This window comes from Oceanobacillus sp. J11TS1 (assembly GCF_018333215.1).
In the GTDB taxonomy this organism is placed as follows: domain Bacteria; phylum Bacillota; class Bacilli; order Bacillales; family Amphibacillaceae; genus Oceanobacillus.
This window is the reverse complement of record NZ_BORO01000029.1, coordinates 12,967-34,387: the sequence shown is the minus strand read 5'-3', so window position 1 is coordinate 34,387 and position 21,421 is coordinate 12,967. Positions and strand designations below refer to the sequence as shown.

Sequence of the window (21,421 nt, the reverse complement as noted above, 5' to 3'; positions counted from 1 at the left end):
ATTTATAATCAAATTCGTTTTTACCCATCCTTAAGCAATAATATTTAATAAAATCGTAAGCGTAACTACACTAACAACCGTCGAGATAAACGTAATCGTTGATACCAGTTCTGGCTCCGTATCAAATTCAATGGCATACATTGTCGTTGTCGCTGCGGTCGGCATAGCTGAAATAATGATTAATACCGTTCCAATCAGCGGATCTACCGGAACAAGCCAGACGAACGTCGCTGTCAGGATTGGTGCCACAATCATCTTTAATGTAACGGAAGAAAGAACAACCTGCCAATCTATCTTCAACGCCGTTAATGAGCCTAACTGCATGCCGAGCATCACCATCATCACAGGAATTGCAGCATTCCCGACCATTTCTAAGGTAGAGTGTATATAATCTGGTATCGCAATGGGTTGCAGCGAAAATAAGAATGCTAGAATCGCTGCATAAGTTGTCGGCATTTTCAATACATTTTCCAGGGCTCTGCGTATTCCGCTTGTGCTTCTCGATGCATAATAAACACCGAAGAAATTATTCTGCAATGCTTGAATAACCATAATAAAAATGGCATATGGTGCAGCCGCACTGCCAATACTATACAAAACGACAGGAAGGCCATAGTTTCCTGAGTTCATAAAACCGGTTGAAAGAATCGCTGCACTTTCTTTATTCCCGTCCCAGCCAAAGATTTTCGCTAATATTTTATTAATAAATACCATTGCATAAAATAAGACAAACATGTAAATAAGAATAACTAAAAATCCTCGGTCAAACTCCGCATCATACAACGTGACAAATACAAGTGCCGGCGAAAGAATATATAAACAGACAGCAGACACGGATCTCACGTCTAAAACACGGATACGCTGCAAGATAAATCCAGCCGCAAATACAGCCATAATCGGCAAAATAACTTCAATAAACAGTAACATATGTAAATCACGCAGCTTTTTTCAATTAAATTAAGTGTATCATATTGTGTCAACTTTCTATCTATTTCCCAAAAGCCATTTTTAAATGGAAAGCGTAAGATAAAAGCTTGCTAACGTAGGAATTTGCCGTGGTCATTTTTATTAGAAACGCTGAACATCCTTAAAAGGTTGACATTTACGAAGAAATCATGCATACTAGAAAAGTTAATGAGTAACAGTTGTGATTTGGCATTCTGTAATGCTTTTTGAAAATGCTTATTCACACTGGCGCGACTAAGGGGTCGCAAGGATACAGCAGAAGGTTTGGGGCTGTATTGCTTAAGTTAGAAAAGTTTTTAGAAATTTTACCGCGGACAATTCCGTAAGCGTTATACGGATAAGACGGTTAGCATATCTAACTAACCGATTAAAATAAGCTAATAACCCAATTATTAGGGGAAGAATTGAGTTCTTCTCATGAAATGACGTTCAAAATAAAACTTTATTGAACTTCTGTTAAATTTTAATTATGATATCACGTGTTACTTTATTCATAAAGGGGTACTCTTTTAAGAGAGTATCCCTTTTCTAAATTATTTTGACTTTTGAAAGGAGTATTTTATATGCCGACAGATTTACCAATCGGTTCTATCATAACGATGACCGTTTTGCGAAAAATAGATACTGGATATGTGTTAACTGCTTATGGAGAGGAAGTTCTGCTGCATCATAATGAAACAGAAAAGCCATTAGAGCCAGAACAGTCTGTTGATGTTTTCCTTTATTTAAATAAAAAAGACCAAGTAAATGCTACTACATATTTGCCTTTTGTTACTACCGGATTGTATGACTGGGCGGAAGTTGTAGATGTAGTTCCCCATCTAGGTGTTTTTGTCAATATAGGCACGTCAAAGGATATTCTTGTCTCCAAAGATGCCTTGCCTTTATTCCAAGAAAGCTGGCCACATTCTGGAGATCGTCTGTATATTACTTTACAGTTAGATAAAAAGGGACGTCTTTTAGGTGTCCCAGCGTCTGAGAGTATTATCGCCAATAATGTTTTCGCAGCACCAGAACAGCTAAATCAGCAAACGGTCGTTGGCACAGTCTATTATACAAATAAAGAGGGTGCAGCTATCATAACAAGCGAAGGCTATCGCGGTTTTATTCATCGTACCGAAAGAAAAGAGGAACCTCGTATTGGACAGGTTGTTGAAGGACGAGTGATTGCTGTAAAGGAGGATGGCTCCATTAACGTTTCCTTGCGCCCATTAAAACAGGACAGTTTAACAGAAGATGCAAATGCTATTTTAAAGCATTTAAAGGAAAATGATGGCGTGATTCCTTTCCATGATAAGAGCGATCCGGAAGAAATTCGGGCAACATTTCAAATTAGTAAAGCAGCATTTAAACGTGCCTTAGGAACATTGCTGAAACAGGGGCAGGTAAAACAGGAAAATGAACAAATCATTAAAATAGATTAGCTAAAACTTATGTAAGAAAAAAGTAAAAGCAATGTCTGCGTATGAACAGGCATTGCTTTTACTTTTTATGCTTCTGCATTTTTGTAGGAGTCTAAAATTGCTGAGATAATGAATCCGATTGCAGCTGCAAACATACAAGCAATCCCGATTCCGCCAAATCCAGCCCCTCCAAAATCAACTTTTGGTGCGATTGGTGCTACAAGAATTAATAATATCCCCACAAGACCTAAGAATAGGTTTGGATAATAACCAGCATGGGATACTTTGGAAGTCATTTTAACTAGAAAAATACTGATTAGTGCTGTAATCGCTGTTAAAATAGCTCCAAATGTGATGACTGCTTCTACCATTTCTTCACCCCACCATTATTTAATTACGCTATTTTCAGTCTACAATCGAAATCTAAGAAAGTCAATATACATCCCACTGGCTCACTTAAGTAATTTTATAATTTGTTCACGTATTTTTCATTTTAAACGAGGACATTCTTACATCTTATAGAAAATAAACCACCAAATTGATAATAGAATCAAGGGAAGATTTCGTTATCTTTTGAATACTTTTTATCCTAAAAAACGTTATAATGATGAAGACGACTTCTTTCAGAGGATACCTGGATAAGTATGTTCTTTAGAGTAGTCATGACCAAATCCAATTTTTTAGGAGGTAAATCCATGCAAACATTTTCTGAATACGTTTATGAACGTCCAAACATGGCAGAAGTGAAAGAGACTTTTTATCAAAAATTGGAGCAATTTCAAAACGCAGCTTCGATCGATAAGGCAGTCGCTGCCATTGATGAAATTAATGCCATTCGAAACCGTCTTTCTACCATGTATAACCTTGTGTTTATCCGTGCTTCCATTGATACCCGTGATGAATTTTATCATAAAGAAAGAGACTTTTTTGATGAAAAATTACCAGAAATTCAAGAACTAGCTACATCTTTTTATAAAGAGCTATTGAAGTCTCCATTTGAATCGCAACTCCGGGATAAGTATGGTTCCCAATTATTTGATTTAGCAGCATGTGAGGTAAAAGCTTTTTCTAAGGAAATTATTCCACTGCTGCAGTTAGAAAATAAGTTAACATCTAATTATTCCAAATTAATTGCATCTGCGGATATCGAATTCCGGGGTAAATCCTATACTTTAGCACAACTTGGTCCTTTCGCAGAGGATCCGGATCGGCAAACTAGAAAAGAAGCATTGGAAGCTCGTCAAACCTTCTTTACGGAAAACAAAGAAAAACTGGATAGCCTCTATGATGATTTAGTAAAAACACGTCAGAAAATAGCTGAAAAGTTAGGCTATAAAAACTTTGTCGAGGTTGGTTATCTTCGTATGCAGCGAGTTGATTATAATGCCGAAATGGTTCAGCGTTTTCGGAAACAAGTAGAAGAAGTCATTGTACCAATTGCGACAAAACTTTATAAGAAACAAGAAAAACGAATTGGAGTTGATTCTCTAAAATTCTATGATGAGTCTTTTGTTTTCGCTTCAGGTAACGCAGCACCAAAAGGCAATCCAGATTGGATCATCGAAAATGGCAAGAAAATGTACGATGAATTATCCGCAGAAACCAGTGAATTTTTCCAGTTTATGCTAGACCGTAAGCTGCTTGATTTAGAGGCAAAGAAAGGAAAAGAAAGCGGCGGTTATTGCACGTATATTGAAGATTATCAGTCTCCATTTATTTTTTCTAATTTCAATGGAACGTCTGGAGATATTGACGTATTAACACACGAGGCAGGGCACGCCTTCCAAGCTTATTCCAGCCGTCATTTTTCTGTCCCAGAGTACTATTTTCCAACAAGCGAATCTGCAGAAATCCATTCAATGAGCATGGAATTCTTTACGTATCCTTGGATGGAAAATTTCTTTAAAGAGGACGTCGAAAAATATAAGTACGCTCATCTATCGGATGCTATTCAATTCCTTCCTTATGGGGTTGCTGTCGATGAATTTCAACATTTGGTCTATGAGAATCCAGACTGGACACCAGAAGAACGCAATCAAGCGTGGCGTCATTTAGAAAAGAAATACTTACCACACCGTGATTATGACGGCATAGAAGGCTTAGAATCAGGAGCTTTCTGGCAGAAGCAGGGGCATATCTATGAAGATCCCTTCTATTATATTGATTATACTCTTGCACAAGTTTGTGCCTTCCAGTTTTTGAAGAAATCACAGGAAAACCGGGAACAAGCATGGCAAGATTATATCGGCCTATGTAAACTCGGCGGTTCAAAGCCATTTCTGGAACTTGTTGAATCCGCTAAATTAAAATCACCTTTTGAAGAAGGAACGGTAGAATCAGCAGTCTCCTTCATCGAAGACTGGCTAGATAAAGTAGATGACCAAACACTTTGATATTAGCTGATAGATGATTGGGAGAAGTAGATTAAGATATGTTAATAGTTCAGCCTGGGGTTGGAGCGGAGTGGGCTCGGGGTGGAGCGGATTGAGCTCGGGTTGGAGCGGATTGAGCTCGGGTTGGAGCGGGTTTCGATTTTTTCGAGCGCTTCCTCCTGGATGTGGAGCGGATTTTTCTTCTTTCGAGCGCTTCAGCCTGGGGTTGGAGCGGATCGGTCTCATTTTGGAGCGGATTTTATTTCCCGAGCGGCTTAGCCTGGAGCTGGAGTTCTTCTTTTAAAATAGACTCCAGGTTATCTTTAACAAATTTTAAAACTAGCTCTTCATCTGTTAAAAAAAATCATTATTAGGTATACTAGTAGATATAGGTAAGGTCTCCTCTTCTTAGTTTTTGTAGTGATTAACTAAAGGGTAGGATAACCTTACCTTTCCTATTTATTCATCTTACACAGACTATTGTACGTCATCTTTTTTCTAGCGCTTTCCTTCCGGATCAGAGCGACTTTTCACTTTTCCGAGCGCTTCTACTTCGGATTGGAGCGAATTTCTCTTTTTTCGAGCGCTTCCCCTTTCTTCTTCCAACATCCCATCCTCTGCTAGGCTTTCTGAAAATAGTATGATAAAATAGCGTTAATTTTATTGGATTGAAGAAGGAGACTATCATGACTTATCGAGCACTATTTTTAGATATTGATGGAACGATTTTGCAACCGGATCATACTTACGCAGCTTCGACGAAAGAAGCCATTCAACAAGTAAAAGCAGCAGGTTTGGAAGTTTTTTTATGTACAGGCAGGCCTTTTGTGGATATTCAATATCTGACTTCAGATTTTGAAATTACATCTTCCATTACCTACAACGGAGCTTATGCTCTCTATCAAGACAATGTTATTTTTAATGCACCGATGAGGAAAGAAGACGTAGAAAATATGGTGGATATTGCGAATCAAAGTGAAAGCGAACTTGTCCTCTACACCACAGAGAATAATTACTTCACTTCATTAACAAGTCCACATGTTAAGCGTTTTAACGAGGTATTCGAACTCCATCAAAATAAACTATTTACATCGGATGTGGCGGATCAAATTGTTTCTGCTTCAGCTATAAATGTTGAAAAAGATCAAGTAAAAGACTTTGAAGTTACAGAGGATTTCCATCTCGCCAAAGTAAATGTTGCTCATGCCAGCGAATCCTACGATATTCTTCGGTCCTCTGTAAATAAAGGCGTGGCTATTCAACAAATGCTACATCATCTGGATATCGCTCCTTCTGAAGCAATTGCTTTTGGAGACGGGATGAATGACAAAGAAATGCTCAAGCTTGTTGGAACTGGCATTGCAATGGGAAATGCAGATCCAAGATTAGTGGAATATGCTGATTTTCAAACGACATCGGTAACGGAGTCAGGTATCTTTAATGGATTGAAAAAATTAGGTTTGGTAAAATAACGTATTTATAAACGAAAAAGCATGGGAACCTCCATGCTTTTTTGCTTATTTTATAGAGATATTCATTCACTCAGGCCGCATTTGCTCATATTCAGCCATAACTGCTTTTGTAATGGAATGATCTTTCTCCAATCCGCTAATTTCCACAAACGCTGCTTCTACTCCTGTTTCCTGAATCATTTCCTGGAGCTTCACAGCCTCTTCATCTGCTTTATTATGGAATTGTAAAGCAGATGCCATCGCTTTAGATAAGTACCTAGGGGCAGAGGATGTAAATTCAAAATACATTTTTGAAGGACGTACAAAGCGATCTTTTGGTCCAAGCTTGCGGATTGGACCTCTGGCTACCCGATTAACTTCATCAGAAATATGTGGATTTTGGAAGCGGCTGATGATTTTTTTTATATAGGCTGCGTGTGTTCCTTCATCAAATCCATAAGCTTCTACTAAAGCTTGCCCGGTCTCTTGTAATGTTCCATTTAACGCATCCAAAATTGCTTTATCCTGTAAAGATTCGACAATGGTGTCATAGCGATGATAGCTGCCTAAATATGCTGTTACTGCATGTCCTGTATTTACTGTGAACAACTTTCGTTCAATATATGGCCCGAGTTCATCTACATAGGTTATTCCTTTAATTTCAGGAATCTCTCCATGGATAAATGATTTCTCTACAACCCATTCATAATATGGTTCCACCGTGACATCCAACAGGTTCTTATTCGTTTGATTTGGTACAATTCTATCTACAGCAGCGTCCGGAAAACTAAACAAATCATCAAAGCCTTCCTGATTTAACTCGTCGATTTCTTGATAGACATATTCTTTTAATAAGGTACTGCCTCCAATCATATTTTCACAAGCAATAATCTGGAGGGGGGCTCGATTGGCATCGATTCTTTCAGCAAGTCCTTTTGCAATCGCTTTGGCGATGACTGGCAAGATATTCGGGCCGACCGCTGTTGTGATAATGTCGGCTTCCATGATTGCATTCGTTACAGCCTTAGGATCTTTGACACTATTGATACCTGAAATATGCTGTACGGTGATGGACTCAACGTTATCCGCTGCAAAATGAACCTGGTATGCTTTTTCTTGATTAATCGCACTAATAACCTCATCATTGACATCTACAAAGGTAACTTCATAGCCTGATTGATCTAATAAAAGACCGATAAAGCCTCTGCCGATGTTCCCTGCACCAAAATGAACAGCTTTCATTATCCATTCACCTCATTAAGAAGATCAATAATTTCCTCTTTTGATGATGCTTGTGTCAATTTCTCTACGTTCTCTTCTTCAGAGCAAATAATGGCAATTTGCGATAGAATTTCTAAGTGCTCATCCCCTTTTCCAGCAATACCAATTAGCAGCTTGACAATATTCCCGTCGCCAAAATCAACGCCATCTGGGACGGTTACGACAGAAAGACCCGTTTCTAAGACTTCATTTTTCGCATCTTCCGTGCCGTGTGGGATAGCTAATGAGTTCCCCATAAATGTCGATGCAATCTCTTCACGTTTCAGCATTTTATCAATGTATGAGTCTTTGACATATCCGTTATTTAATAAAATACCGCCGACATGACGAATTGCTTCCTCCTTGGATGAGACTTGTACACCTAATTCAATATTCTCTGTACTTAAAATTTCTTTTGCCATTATTATGCACTCCTTTGTAAAACTGTATATTAAAATGTAACGCTGCAGTTTCTTATACTGCAAATTCTGTCTCTCATCTCGAATTTTCCTCATTCGGCCAGACATCCAGACACTAATGGACGGTTTTCCATTTGATAAAACTTTTCATAAATAAATAATTGAAATTGTTTCGTCATAAATTGTTTGATCTCTTTTTCTGTTGCTTCTTGAAGTAATTGCAAATAACGATAATCTTGAATGATTAAACCGCTTAGATAACTTAAAATATCCAAAGCTTCTTTATACGCAGATTCTGGGGCCAGCATCATTAAAATACGTGTTACATCCATCTTCGTCCCGTCCATTCCTTGCAACGCTACCTTATTCGGTAATTGAAAAATAAGGAAGTTCGGACCTTTGATTGTATCTGACCTTGTATGAAATAGTGCAAGCCGCGAACCAGGAATTCCTAATCCGCCCTGTTCCTCTCTTTTTGTCAGTTTTTCTAGCAACACATTTTTATCCTCTGCGGTACCATTCAGCTGCAATTGATTACAAATTAACTCCAGAAAGCCAGTCTCTGTTTCTAACTCATATACTCTAAATCGATTTAAGACCTGTAAAATCACATCCGAATAGCGGTGCATCTCTTGAAGATTTACAAGGAAATCGCCTTCCATCATTTTATTGGTTTGAACAGATGATCTCGGCCGGGTCAAAGCAGCTTTTCTTAGTGCGGCCTTAACTTTTGCCGCTTCCTCTTCTGTTAGCATCGGTGAAATATGCACATAGCTTTGACCCAGATTCTCTAAGTGAACAGTGGAGACAACAACATCATATTCCAAAAGTTCTGCTTGATTTAAATCAAAAATAGATTGATGTTTTGCTATCTCTATTTCTGGAAATTTACGCTCCAACTTCGATGCCAGTATTTTGGATGTACCGATACCTGTAGAGCAAATAACAAGGACACGAAGCTCTCTGTGCTGTTCTGATTGGAGTATTGTTGCCGCAAAGTGCAGCACAATATAAGCAATTTCTTCCTCGGGAATCTTCAAATCCGGAAAAACAGTTGTCATACTCTCTTCAATCACTTCAAACAACTCAAGGTAATCACGCTTAATTTCCGCAAGCATCGGATTATGAATATTCATTTGCTGCTTTATACGATAGATAGCCGGTTTTAAATGGGTTGTTAAATCCGATAACAATTGATTATTTGCTGATAAATCAATATGGAGCTGCTCTGCTACCTTGCGAATAAGCTCTTTCGCCCGATGCGCCAAGTCCAAGCTCGTCTCCTCCAGCAAAAAGGACTGATTCTCTCTTAATTTCGCTCCCATTAAATGCATAGTAATGTAACCAATCTCATCCTCTGGAATATCTATTGAAAATGTGTCGCCCAGCTTTTTAATTAATCGGGCTGCTATTTGATACGCTTGTGTTCCCTGAATCTCTCGCATGTACGCTTCATCAAAATGAATCGTATCCCCTTTTTGCAGCCTTTCAATAGCAAGAGCTAAATGAACGACTAACCCGACGTAAGCGCTATCTGCCAGATGATAAGGAAGCTCTTCTCCAATTTCTTGAACTTGCTTCTCTATTTTTTCTAATTTTAACGGATCTACAAGTCTTAATAGCCGATCAGAAATGGTATCGTTTCTTGCCTTTTCTTCCTTATTTTTGCCTCGGATTTTCTCTACAAATTCAAATACATCAATATGCCGCGAAATTAAATTACTCAGCACGGCTCGTTTTCTTCCCTCATCACCTTGTATCTCCACGCCATACCCTTTTTTACGGATAAGTTCTAAACCGAATGAATGGATACGCTCCTCCATATCATCCAAATCCTGTGAAATAGTGGCTATTGTAACATTCAATTCACTGGCCAAGGTAAATAATTTAATGGGCTCACGGATCTGGATTAATGTATTTAATAAAATGGATTGTCTTTCCTCTTCTGATAATTCTACACCATCCAGTTGTGCGACCTTATTTTTTAACTGTTGCTTATTTTGTGCGTCCCCTTGAATCCTTATTCCAGAGCCTGCTTTTTTATGAAATGTCAAATGATACGTTGCTAATACATTTTCTAATTTTTTTAATTCACGGTGAATGGTTCTGGTACTAACGCTTAGTTTATCAGCTATTTGTTTTACTGTTTTCTCTTCCTCTGTCGATAGTAAAAAGCCTAGGATATGACGTTCACGACTAGTAAGATACATCCCCATTCACCTCCTTTAGTAAACAACAGCTTTCACTTAAATAGAGAAGGCTATTATCTTATATATACCTATACCAAATACATTAGTTTTTTAAACGTTCTACTAACTCATCATAATGCGGGCTATTTAAGAAATTATCTACGGAGATATGCTCAGCATCTGGACGTTTTGCTTGTGCACGTTCTGTTAATGCTTTTTGCGTAATAATGATATCTGCATCTTCGGGAATTTCGTTAATTGCTTTATTGGTCACATCGATATCAATGCCGCTCTTCTTAAACTTATTCTTTAAGAGCGAAGCACCCATCGCACTCGACCCCATTCCCGCATCACACGCAAAAATAATTTTATTAACTTCCGTCGCTTGTTGGGCAGGAGTTGTTTCTGCGCTCTTTTCTTCTACAAGTGAACTGCTTACACTGCTTCTCTTCCCTTTCATAGCTTCCATTTTTTCAGTAGAAGCCGCAAGATCCTCTTCTTTATTTTTTGAAGTTTTCAAGATAAAGGATGCGATAGCAAAGGAAACTGCAGTTGCTATAATAACACTTAGTATAACTCCAATATAACTGTTACCTGGCGTCATGGCCAAAACGGCGAAAATACTTCCAGGTGAAGCAGCTGCTCTCAGCCCTGCATCAAATAATTGCAGCGTGAAGATCCCAGACATCCCACCAAAAATCGCAGCGATAATTAATGTCGGCTTCATCAAAATGTAAGGGAAATAAATTTCATGGATCCCACCTAGAAATTGAATAATTGCTGCTCCTGGCGCAGATGATTTTGACACTCCTTTTCCAAAGATAGCAAAGGCAAGCAAAATTCCCAGACCCGGTCCTGGGTTCGCTTCCACGAGGAATAAGATTGATTTCCCTGTTTCTACCGCCTGATCCGCCCCAAGCGGTGTCAGTATCCCATGATTAATGGCGTTATTTAAAAACAGTGCTTTAGCGGGTTCAAGAATAATACTGGCTAATGGTAACAGGCCTGCAGTAATGATTGCTTCAACGCCTCTTGCCAAAGCATTTGTTAAACTGGAAACAAGTGGTCCAATTCCTGAAATAGCAATCATCGCAAGGATAGCTGCTAAAATTCCAGCAGAGAAATTATTATAAAGCATTTCAAAACCTTGACGAATTTTAGCTTGGAATAAATCATCAATTTTTTTCATAAGGTAACCAGCTAACGGCCCCATAATCATGGCACCAAGGAACATCGGCTGATCCGCACCGACAATAACCCCCATCGTTGCAGTGGCACCAACCACTCCTCCGCGAATATCATAGACAATTCGTCCACCAGTAAAACCAATTAGCAATGGTAACAAATACCGAATCATTGGATCGACTAATGCGGCCATGTTTTCATTTGGAATCCAGCCATCAGGAATAAATAATGCAGTAATAAGTCCCCAAGCGATAAATGCACCGATATTTGGCATAATCATGCCGCTCAAGTTACTGCCAAACTTTTGTATTTTTGCTCGGAATCCACTATTTTGTGGTGACATATGATTAAACCCCTTTCATTTTTCTATTTTCTGCTTACCCTCATTTTATTCTTCTCCCTATAGGAAAAACAACCTAATCAAAATGTAACTTTGTCATTGTAATGTTGCCAAAATAATATTTGCTTTTCATACATGTTCTTTTAGGAATCCTTCATGTATGAAGAAAGGTATCTAATAAAAAAAGAGACTTCTGCTAAACAAAGAAAATTACTTTTTCTTTAACAAAATGTCTCCTACTATTTTCATATCCTGTTTTTACATCTCACATTTAAAGGAAAAAGCCACCATACAGCATTGCTCCAGCGATAACAAAAGCAGGATGAACCTGTTTAATCTCAATTAAGTAAAAACTAACCAGAACAATGATGACTGTTTGCAAGAGGCCAATGCTTACATATGCTTCGGTCCAAAAATTCCATGCAATTACGCCAAGTAATACAGCAATAACAGGTTGAACAAATACCGTAAGCCTATGTACACGTGCAGACTTTTTATATTTAAGTAAAAATCCTCCTAATAAAATCATTAAAATTAAAGAAGGCGCAACCGTGGCAAAAACCCCAACAAAGGAACCTAGTACACCGCCTAACTCATAGCCGATATATCCTGCCATTTTTGTCGCAATCGGTCCTGGTAATGAATTTGCAAAAGCAAGCACTTCCCCAAACTCTTGAACAGACATCCAGCCGTAATTACCCACCACTTCATTTTCTACTAATGAAATGGATGCCGGACCACCGCCATAACCAAGGATACCAGGTATAAAGAAGGCAACAAAAATATCCCATAAAATCATCTGTGTTCACCTTCTTTTTCTTCTTTTTTAACAGGGAGAATTAATGCAATCAATAAAAGAGCTCCAATGACGATACCCGGATGAATATGCAAATAATTTAAGAGTACAAAAATAACAGCAAGCATAATAATCGCCGTCAACCACCCAAGTCCTTTTCCTGCCTTATATAAAAATTGCCAAGTCAGTACCGCCATCATCATGCCGACAACAGCAACGACTGCTGAAGTCATCCCTTTGACCCAATCAAATTCACGAACCTCAGATAATGTTCTTAATAAAATAATCACCATGATAACTGTTGGAAGAACTGAAGCGACTAATGCATTTATCATGCCCAGCCACCCGGATACACGATAGCCGATATATCCTGCCATTTTTGTTGCTATCGGTCCAGGAAGCGTATTACTAATTGCTAAAACGTCTATAAATTCTTCCTCATCCATCCACTTATATTTATCGACAGCTTCCTTTCGAACTAATGGAATCGAGGCTGGTCCACCACCAAAACCAAGCATTCCTACACGAAAGAAAGCAATAAAAATATCCCACTGCCTTTTCATTAAACCAAACAATCCTTCTCTGTTTCATTTTTTATACAATTCCAAAGCTATTTAGCTCAAACTGTATTTTTATATTATGCCCTTTTTATCTTAGAACAAAAGCACCGTTCCAAGTTTCAGAGCTCCAGTGCAGTCCCTCTCTTTCCCTATTTTAATAAATAGTACTTCAAGACACCGCCAGCTTCTATTCCATCCATACATTTCTTATAATATATATTCCTTTATTCTCTATTAGTCTATCATACTTATTCTATATTGTAAGTGAGTGGAAAGCGTTACGTATTTTCCAAATAAGGAGGATATACTCCCTCTGCTATGCTATCATCCAAGGCCTCTATAAAAAAGACCTTTCCTACCTGGTATGAGGAAAAGTCTCTTTAATAGATTTAATGACCAGCAAACAGAAGTCCCATTTGTGCCAATAAAGCACTGCAGATATAGGTTCCTGCAAATACAAATACAGCAACAATAGCAATTTTCCAAGATGTTTTTCGCAAATCAACAAGACGGTTTGCTACGGAAATCCCGGCAACAGTCAGGATCGGGGTCGTAATCGCAAGAAAGTCTACGGACTGAATTGCTTCAACGAAAAAATCGGAAATCAGACACAACGTTAAAGAGGTGATCGATACCCAGCCCAATATCGGAAAATCTCGGATGACCTTAATAGGAACCATTTTCATTAAATCAGCAATAATCACACCTAGAAAAGAAAATAACCACAGGATGCCTAAACCGATAAAGGTCATGGATGTAATTGGTGTCGAATCAGGATTTTTTAACAGTTTGATTTCCTGTGCAAATAATATAAAAGATACACTTAATAAAAGCACGAGCGCATAACGGATATAACGACGCATTGTTGGACTCATTTTTTGTCACCTCTAACGAAGAACTTGTACATAAACTGCTGTAACGGCGCAGCAAGAAATACCATCGTAAACGTACCTATGAAACTGGTTAACAATTGACTGGCGGAAGCATAGGCTAAAATCGTACTCTCCATTTCCGGGACCCTTGCTACGAGTGTTGCAGATGCAGCACTCATCATACTTCCAGAACCTACCCCGGATGCCATTGCAAGTGCTTCAACACGAATGCCGAAATCGAGCAAAACCGGTGCGAAAATACTAAAGAACATGGTACCAAATAATGTTCCAATCACATAAAGCGAGATGACTCCCCGCCCTTCTGGAGATTCTAGGGTGTACTTTTCGGAAATATAAGCGAGCTCGCCTTCCCGTCCTATTCCTAAAGTTGCCCCGATTGCTTCACGGCGCAAACCTATCAATATAGCAATAGGCAGTCCGATAAGAACTGTTCCTAGGTTACCAATCTCCTGAATGATAAATACCCAGCCGACCTGCAAAATTTCTTTAATCTGTGGAGCGACATCCGATCCATATCTAGCCATTAAAGGAAGCATAATAAAAATTAAATACTTACTCGCAAATTCAACATTCTTCTTACTATAGATCTTTTTCAAAATACCTTTTCGCAAGTATGGCAATCCAAGGAGCATCGCTATCGCAATGGCAAATACCAACGGAAGCATCGAAATTGTCATGGAACCAATCGTAAAGGATTGAATACCAATCAATTCAGCTGTTGCAATTACTGCTAAAACAAAAAGTAAAAAGTAAATAAAGTTTTTGACCATAATCTATTCCTCAATTCCTAAGTTAATGGGCTAATCAACAATTTCGTTAATTACCGAAAGATACTCCGAATAAGAACGCTTATATAATTTTTCCTTATTTATATTTCTATCTATGTTCTCCAATACTTCAGCAACGAATTGCGGGAAAATAGCATAGATAAATTCTGGATCAATATCAATAAAATCATCTCCATGAATTGTCCCAGTAAATCCACTGTAACCAATTTGAATACATGGAATCATATAAGACAAGTCACCAATATCCCCTGCTGCACTTATAAAGTTATTATTATATATTTCATCAATTTCTGAAAACTTATCAAAAACAGTTTGAACAAAGGTAGATAAATACCTATCTTGAATAAAAGGCAAATAGCCCATTTGTGTATGCGTCGTTACCTCCCCCTGTAAGGCAATTGCGCTCCCTTTTGCTGCATCATCTAGTTTCGAAGCAGCTTCTTTTAAATAATCTACTGTTTTTGTTCGGAGATCTGTTCCAACAGTAATTTGATTTGGAACAACATTAGTCGACATATCGGAACCCATTATAATTGGGTTCATGCGTACATGCTCCTTCTCTTCAAGTTGCTGCCTCATTAAACCGACTGCCGTGTTGAATACCGTTGACATGCTGTATGCGTTCTTGCTGGAAAACGGGTCAAACCCAGCATGTGCTGCTTTTCCTTTAAAGGTGTATTTTTTATATAAGAAACCAGCTAAATCGCAATTTATTTCTACTGTTCTTTTCTCAAATTCACCGCCGATTGCATGGACGCATATTCCTACGTCAATATCATCAAAAACGCCTAATTTCATTGCTTCCGGCTTTCCACCATAATGTGTAATCACACCTTGTTTCATCAACGAATCACGATAATCTAAATCTAAATATTCTTCTGCCGGAACAAAAATAAAGCTTATTTTATTCTTCCAGTTTTGATAGGATTTTGTTTTTGCATAATAACGATAGATAGCAAGTGCAATGGCTACTTGTGTATAGTGTCCACAGTTATGAGCAGCCCCTGTTTCTTTATCAGCATATATATGAGATGGAGCGTATACTGCATCAAGCTCTGCAATAAAAGCAATATGCGTGTCACCCGCTGCCGGTCCTAATGTTGTCTTAATTCCAGTGGTACTAAAATGCTCAATTTCAACATCTGGGTTGACTTCCTCCAAAAACTGAATGACATTCTCCTTTGTCCGATGCTCTTTGTAACCTAATTCCGGATGATAATAAATATCTTCTGCAAAGTCTTTTATGTACGGATATTGTTCTTTAAAAAACATCATTGCTCTTAAACGCTCCTTTTCAACGTACTAAAGTGTTAAAGCATGTCAATATCTTACCATTCGACAAATTTCACGTCAATACAGTTTTTTCTAATTTTTTTGATATTAACGCAAATTTTGATCTCTAGACAGAAAATAACGTAGGTGCCGGGATATATACCCAACTTCCTACGCCATTTTTACATCTATATTAACTTCATATCCTATTCACTAACTTAACTTTTATATCATACTTACGTAACCAATAATCAATCTGACAGGGATGCGCAATAATTTTGGACCTTGCATCAACTGACCATACCAGGGATCCTTAAATTCTTTCCCAGTCATCATCCTCTCCGGCAAACTATCCAGCCTCCCACTAGCCTACGCTATTTTGGACATATTCGTGACCAAAAAGGAGGTATTTTTGCGCAAACAAAAGACCACCTAAAACGATGGTCTTTCATTAACACTTATTTTTCTTTCATGCTGACTCCTTCTGGACTTCCGATAATTACGGAAGTTGCCATATTAATAAATAGTCCCGTTTCAACTACCCCAACGATTTTCTGTAACTTCTGGTCTAATTCAGCCGGATCCTTTATTTTTTCAAATGGACAATCAACAATATAGTTTCCATTGTCGGTCACAAGCGGTTTCCCTTCCTTTAATCGAAGTGCCGGAACACAGCCAAGCTTCTCTATTTCATATGCAGTTCGCTCCCAAGCAAATGGCAGGATTTCAACAGGTAAAGCATATGCGCCTAACTGCTCTACTAATTTGGACTGATCAACAATAATAATCAATTCTTTTGCAGCTTGGGCAATGATTTTTTCTCGAAATAAAGCTGCTCCTCCGCCTTTGATTAACTGGAAATCCGGATCCACCTCATCTGATCCGTCAATCGTCACATCCAGCTCCTTTGTTGTCGCAAAATCTGTAAGCGGAACACCAAATTCCTTTGCCCATTCCTCTGTCTGAATGGAGGATGGAATTCCTTCTATATGTATACCTTCTTTCTGGATTCTTTCCCCCAAAGCACGGACGAGCCAATATACCGTTGAACCGGAGCCTATGCCCACCTTCATTCCATCCTTAACTAATGATGCAGCCTTTTCACCGACAGCTTTTTTTAATTGATCTTGTGTGTTCATTATATTCCCCTCCAAATCATGGTTTTATTATAGCACGTGTTCAACGTTTGCAGTCCTGCGTAATTCAGATTGCAAGGTTCCCATTATGTATCCGCATCCATTATAGCGTAAATGAAGCGCTTTATAAATGGTTAGGTGAGTATCAAGCGGATAGATGAATTTCAAACAATTGAGGAAGTAAAACAATATTTGAAATAAATAAAGCACGGGATCTCCCGTGTTTTTTCATGTAAGTATACGATAAAGAACCCTATAAACAGCATGGTTAGATAGTTTTGGCCATGTCTAGTTTATAGGGTCCAGTTTAAAATAGTTTTTTGTTTAGATATTATATGAGAGACAACTGAAAAACCATAAGATTTTTAGTTGCTTTCAATGACAAGTCTCTTCATCTGATTAAGGTGTTACTGGTTCGTCCTGTGTTACGCCAACTTCATAACGATATAATTCTGAATCTTCTTGGCGAATATCCCAGTTTACTACACGTTTGTTAACTGGCACTAATTGTGAGCGGTAAACCGTCGGGAACACTGGTACCTGCTCTACCATATATTCCTGCCATTCACTATATACTTCTTTCCGGTATTCTAAATCCATCGCTTCTGGAGAAACTCCCTCTTCAAGAAGACGGGTATTTTCTTCATCTTCCCAACGAGTGTAGTTAAATATTACATTCGGTCCCCATAAACCAGTTGGATCAACGTCTGTTCCTACACTCCAAGCTCCTTGGTAAATATCAATATCCGGATCATCATTACCTTCATTTCCGACCCTGTCATAGAAATCATTAAATTCAATCAAACGACCATCTAGCTTTTCTACTTTGATACCAACTTGCTCCCAAGCCTGAATGTAGTAGTTTGCCAATGGTTCAGCCGTATCGCCGCCAGACATAGACGCAAAATTAAGCACTAATTCTTCGCCGTCCGGATTTTCGCGGATACCATCACCATCTACATCTTCATAACCAGCCTCATCTAAAATTTGATTTGCCTTATCTGGATCATAAGTTGGTGTTTCAATAGAGTCATCATGATAAATTTCATAGAAAGAAGGAATTAACGTTGTTGCATTCCAGCGTAGTCCATTATAAAACCGTTCTCCTACTGCATTATTATCTACTGCATACCACATTGCCCGGCGTAATTCAACATCGCCGACTTTAGAATTTTCTAAATCCATAGCAACTTTGTTATTCTCTTTATCCCATGTCCCCATTTTAAACCCGATATACGTATAAGATCTATCAATTCTTCCTAAAAACTCCACATTAGTCAGAGATTCTTCAACATCCGGGTATTGATCTGTTGGGAAAGAATGTACCATATCCACTTCACCAGTTTCAAGTGCCTGTGTAACTGTTTCAGGAGCGATTACTTTTAATGTCACCGAATCTAGATTAGGCTCACCTCTCCAGTAGTCTTCATTCTTTGTGTACGTTACAGACTCACCAGGAGTAATAGATTCTACTTTAAAAGGTCCAATGCCGATTGGATTCACACGTACTGCATCCGATGATGACATTTCAGCTACTGGAATATCCTCGAAAATATGCTTCGGTAATGCATATGTCCATATTCCTCCCGATAATAAAGAAGGAGTTGGTTGTTTAAAGGTCATTTTCAAAGTCTTCTCATCAATAATTTCTAATCCTTCAATACTATCCGCTTTACCATCATGATATTCTTCTACACCGACGATGGATGTGACATCTCCATAGCGAACCCCATCATAGTCCGGATCAGCGATTACTTCAATAGCAAACGCCCAATCCTCTGCAGTTACCGGTTCTCCATCATGCCAATTCACTTCATCCCGGATGGTAAAAGTAAATTCATTTCCTTCATCATTCATTTCCCAGGTAGCTGCACCATCTTGGGTATAAGTGAAAGTTTCATCCACACCCAAAAGCGCCTCATCAAACCAATCAATTACTTCCGAATCATATGCATCTGAATAAAAATTATAGTTCAATGTTCCAGCAAAAACTGTATCTGCGACAAGACCGAAGTTCAGATTACCGCCATCCATCGGTTCGCCTTCTTTTAACGGGCTGAAATCTGCTATATCATATATCTTACCATCTGCCTTCTCGGATTCAGATCCAGCGTCTTCACTTTCTCCATTTCCTTCATCACTTTTACTGTCGCCAGTATCATCAGAGCCGCTGCTACATGCTGCCAGCACAAGAAACAGCATCAGCATCATGATGAATAAAACCTTGTTAATAGTTGCTTTTCCCATCCTTATTACCTCCCCTTATAATATGTCTTTCTAACCGGCAAGGACTGCCGGTATATATACTCAACATCTACTCTGAATTAGCAGCAGATGAAAGTAATAAAATAGAGCGAAACTTTATTCAGCGTTTTTTTCATCCCCCACTGAATATTTGTTGAACAAATCAGGTCACTACTGGCTGATCTCTCATTTTTAATTTTTGAATCTTCTTTATTCTTGAAGTCGAGTCTTACAGCCAGTTGCACTGCGTTAAGCATTACCCACGCCGCTGCCGGGCATCAGCAGCTCTTCTTAATGCCTCCCCAACATTCCTCACAGAAAGCATCAATAATAAAATCAATATTGCTGCCGGTGCCCAAATCCACCAGCGAAATTCCAAAGTTTGAGGATTTCTGGCATAAGATAACAATGTGCCTAAGCTAGGGGTATCTTCCGGAAAACCGAATCCTAAAAAGGACAACCCTGATTCTAATCCAATATTTGATGCTAAATTTAATGTCATGGTTACAATAATTAATGATGTAATGTTTGGTAATACTTGTTTGAAAATGATATTAAAATTAGATGTTCCCAATGTTTTTGACGCCTGGGCATAATCTAGCTCTTTCTCCTGTAGCGCTTTTGAACGTATTAATCTGGCTATACCCATCCAGGAAAATGCCGCCATTATTAAAGAGAAACTGACAATACTATAATTGGAAGTCATAGATACAAAAACAATAATAATTAATAAGAACGGTAGAACCATAAAGAAATCAATGATACGCATCAGCGCATTGTCTACATGACCGCCGAAATATCCCGATACGACACCATAGGCTATTCCAAAAATTCCACTAATTAATGTAACTAAAATTCCAATTGCCAGGGAGTTACGTGTTCCAATAATCAATTGGCCGAATACATCCCGTCCTCCATAATCAGTTCCTAAAATAAATTGATCTGATGGCGGTGCATTAATTGCAAATAAATCTACAGTCACTATTTCAGCTTGGTCCAAAAACAAGGATAACCCAAATACAAACCCGGCGATTAATATCAAAAATATGAGCGAAATAAGTGCCAACTTGTCCCGTATTAATTCCCTCAAAAGAATACTAAGTGATGAAGGGCTCTTTTGCTCAACAATTTCAACTGTATCAGCTTCCATAAGTTATTCACCTCAGTTCCTGTCAAATTTCTATTTAATACGAATTCTTGGATCTACTATGCTTAAAATGATATCCGATAAAAGTGCGCCTAAAATACTCGCGGCGCCGAAAAGTAATACGAGAGATGTCACGACGCTAAAATCACGTTGCATTATTGATTCCAAGAAGAGAAGCCCCATTCCTGGATAGGAAAACACACTCTCTACAAATACTGTTCCTGATATTAACGAAGTGATTTCCCAGCCAAAGAAAGCAGCTATCGGCAATATGGAATTACGGAAAATATGCTTATTATACACACGATTTTCAGAAGCACCCTTTGCTCTTGCCGTAACAATAAAATCCTTTTGCTTCGTATCAACAATCTCACTTCTTAAATACTGAATAGTAGAAACCACGGATATTAAGGCAATAGATAAACCTGGTAGTAATGCATGATATAATTTGCTTATATAATATTCCATTGTTCCGGACTCTAACCCGGGAGCCACACTTCCACTCGTCGGAAACCATCCAAGCTGAAAACCAAATATCCAAAGCATGACAAGTGCAAAAATAAATATTGGGGTTGCAAAACCGAGATAGCTATAGCCTGTAATAACTGAGTCTAAAGGAGAATCATTATAGCGTCCGCTGACTATCCCCAAAGGAATTGCAATAATGTATGTAAATATTAGTGAAACGGCCGAAAGTAATATCGTGTTCATAACCCGTTCTGAAATTAGCGCAGTAACGTCCATTTTAAAACGGAACGACTGACCAAGATCACCTTGTACTAAACCACTTACCCAATCCGCATATTGTATATACCAGGGATTATTCAGACCCAAACGTTCCCGTTGCAAATCCAACGCTTCTGCAGTAATAGTCGGGTCTATTAGACCAGTTAGAGCGTCTCCCGGCATCATTTGCGCCATTATAAAAACGAGAACACTTAAAAAAACAAGTTGAGGAAATGTAATTAACAGTCTTCGAATTATAAATTTCCACATAAAC

Annotated in this window: 20 protein-coding genes; 4 read left to right on the top strand and 16 right to left on the bottom strand. The window is 38.4% G+C overall.

The features are described 5' to 3' along the window. Positions 1-30: 30 nt before the first annotated feature. Entirely contained in the window at positions 31-927 is an 897-nt protein-coding gene (locus KI343_RS16950; RefSeq protein WP_212927604.1) for an AEC family transporter, read from the bottom strand. Between the two features lie 602 nt (positions 928-1,529). Between KI343_RS16950 and KI343_RS16945 the strand changes: the two genes are divergently transcribed. Further along, a complete protein-coding gene (locus KI343_RS16945; protein ID WP_212927603.1) occupies positions 1,530-2,390 on the top strand; it encodes a CvfB family protein in 861 nt (286 codons plus the stop codon). Positions 2,391-2,455: 65 nt separating this feature from the next. On the opposite strand, the gene KI343_RS16940 is transcribed toward KI343_RS16945, so the two are convergent. Beyond that, positions 2,456-2,740, bottom strand: a complete 285-nt coding sequence (locus tag KI343_RS16940) for a hypothetical protein (RefSeq protein WP_212927602.1) — start codon at positions 2,738-2,740, stop codon at positions 2,456-2,458. A 324-nt stretch (positions 2,741-3,064) separates the two neighbouring features. On the opposite strand from KI343_RS16940, the gene KI343_RS16935 reads away from it, so the two are divergent. The 3 genes from KI343_RS16935 (at position 3,065) to KI343_RS16925 (ending at position 6,213) form a co-directional block, all read left to right on the top strand. Continuing rightward, positions 3,065-4,762 carry a M3 family oligoendopeptidase gene (locus KI343_RS16935; protein WP_212927601.1) on the top strand — a complete coding sequence of 566 codons (1,698 nt, stop codon included), beginning with the start codon at positions 3,065-3,067 and terminating at the stop codon, positions 4,760-4,762. Between the two features lie 81 nt (positions 4,763-4,843). Then, entirely contained in the window at positions 4,844-5,020 is a 177-nt protein-coding gene (locus KI343_RS16930; RefSeq protein ID WP_212927600.1) for a hypothetical protein, read from the top strand. Between the two features lie 407 nt (positions 5,021-5,427). Then, positions 5,428-6,213, top strand: a complete 786-nt coding sequence (locus KI343_RS16925; RefSeq protein ID WP_212927599.1) for an HAD family hydrolase — start codon at positions 5,428-5,430, stop codon at positions 6,211-6,213. 66 nt (positions 6,214-6,279) lie between these two features. On the opposite strand, the gene KI343_RS16920 is transcribed toward KI343_RS16925, so the two are convergent. The 14 genes from KI343_RS16920 to opp4B all read right to left on the bottom strand — a co-directional run bounded on the left by KI343_RS16920 (position 6,280) and on the right by opp4B (position 21,417). Next, positions 6,280-7,434, bottom strand: coding sequence for a mannitol-1-phosphate 5-dehydrogenase (locus tag KI343_RS16920; RefSeq protein ID WP_212927598.1), 1,155 nt, complete (start codon positions 7,432-7,434; stop codon positions 6,280-6,282). After that, complete coding sequence (locus KI343_RS16915) at positions 7,434-7,874, bottom strand: PTS mannitol transporter subunit IIA (RefSeq protein ID WP_212927597.1); 441 nt, start codon at positions 7,872-7,874, stop codon at positions 7,434-7,436. The genes KI343_RS16920 and KI343_RS16915 overlap by 1 nt, the downstream gene beginning before the upstream one ends. A gap of 89 nt (positions 7,875-7,963) precedes the next feature. Continuing rightward, positions 7,964-10,081: a BglG family transcription antiterminator gene (locus KI343_RS16910; protein WP_212927596.1), complete on the bottom strand. Its 2,118-nt coding sequence runs from the start codon at positions 10,079-10,081 to the stop codon at positions 7,964-7,966. Positions 10,082-10,163: 82 nt separating this feature from the next. Next, the gene (locus KI343_RS16905; protein ID WP_212927595.1) at positions 10,164-11,588 is read right to left on the bottom strand and encodes a PTS mannitol transporter subunit IIBC; all 1,425 of its coding nucleotides are present in this window, start codon (positions 11,586-11,588) and stop codon (positions 10,164-10,166) included. A 268-nt stretch (positions 11,589-11,856) separates the two neighbouring features. Continuing rightward, complete coding sequence (locus KI343_RS16900; RefSeq protein WP_212927594.1) at positions 11,857-12,384, bottom strand: chromate transporter; 528 nt, start codon at positions 12,382-12,384, stop codon at positions 11,857-11,859. Further along, positions 12,381-12,944, bottom strand: a complete 564-nt coding sequence (locus KI343_RS16895) for a chromate transporter (RefSeq protein ID WP_212927593.1) — start codon at positions 12,942-12,944, stop codon at positions 12,381-12,383. The genes KI343_RS16900 and KI343_RS16895 overlap by 4 nt, the downstream gene beginning before the upstream one ends. 386 nt (positions 12,945-13,330) lie before the next feature. Then, on the bottom strand, positions 13,331-13,816 hold the full coding sequence (locus tag KI343_RS16890; protein ID WP_212927592.1) for a DUF751 domain-containing protein: 486 nt from the start codon (positions 13,814-13,816) through the stop codon (positions 13,331-13,333). Beyond that, the gene (locus KI343_RS16885; RefSeq protein WP_212927591.1) at positions 13,813-14,604 is read right to left on the bottom strand and encodes a DUF3100 domain-containing protein; all 792 of its coding nucleotides are present in this window, start codon (positions 14,602-14,604) and stop codon (positions 13,813-13,815) included. Before KI343_RS16885 ends, KI343_RS16890 begins: the two co-directional genes overlap by 4 nt. 30 nt (positions 14,605-14,634) lie before the next feature. Next, complete coding sequence (locus tag KI343_RS16880; protein ID WP_212927609.1) at positions 14,635-15,894, bottom strand: M20/M25/M40 family metallo-hydrolase; 1,260 nt, start codon at positions 15,892-15,894, stop codon at positions 14,635-14,637. 225 nt (positions 15,895-16,119) lie between these two features. Continuing rightward, entirely contained in the window at positions 16,120-16,242 is a 123-nt protein-coding gene (locus KI343_RS20390) for a hypothetical protein (RefSeq protein ID WP_280530148.1), read from the bottom strand. Between the two features lie 110 nt (positions 16,243-16,352). Beyond that, complete coding sequence (gene rpiA, locus KI343_RS16875) at positions 16,353-17,033, bottom strand: ribose-5-phosphate isomerase RpiA (RefSeq protein ID WP_212927590.1); 681 nt, start codon at positions 17,031-17,033, stop codon at positions 16,353-16,355. Between the two features lie 396 nt (positions 17,034-17,429). Continuing rightward, entirely contained in the window at positions 17,430-19,277 is a 1,848-nt protein-coding gene (gene opp4A / locus KI343_RS16870) for an oligopeptide ABC transporter substrate-binding protein (RefSeq protein ID WP_212927589.1), read from the bottom strand. A gap of 253 nt (positions 19,278-19,530) precedes the next feature. Then, the gene (locus tag KI343_RS16865) at positions 19,531-20,424 is read right to left on the bottom strand and encodes an ABC transporter permease (protein ID WP_212927588.1); all 894 of its coding nucleotides are present in this window, start codon (positions 20,422-20,424) and stop codon (positions 19,531-19,533) included. 30 nt (positions 20,425-20,454) lie between these two features. Beyond that, positions 20,455-21,417, bottom strand: coding sequence for an oligopeptide ABC transporter permease (gene opp4B / locus KI343_RS16860; protein WP_212927587.1), 963 nt, complete (start codon positions 21,415-21,417; stop codon positions 20,455-20,457). Positions 21,418-21,421 lie beyond the last annotated feature (4 nt).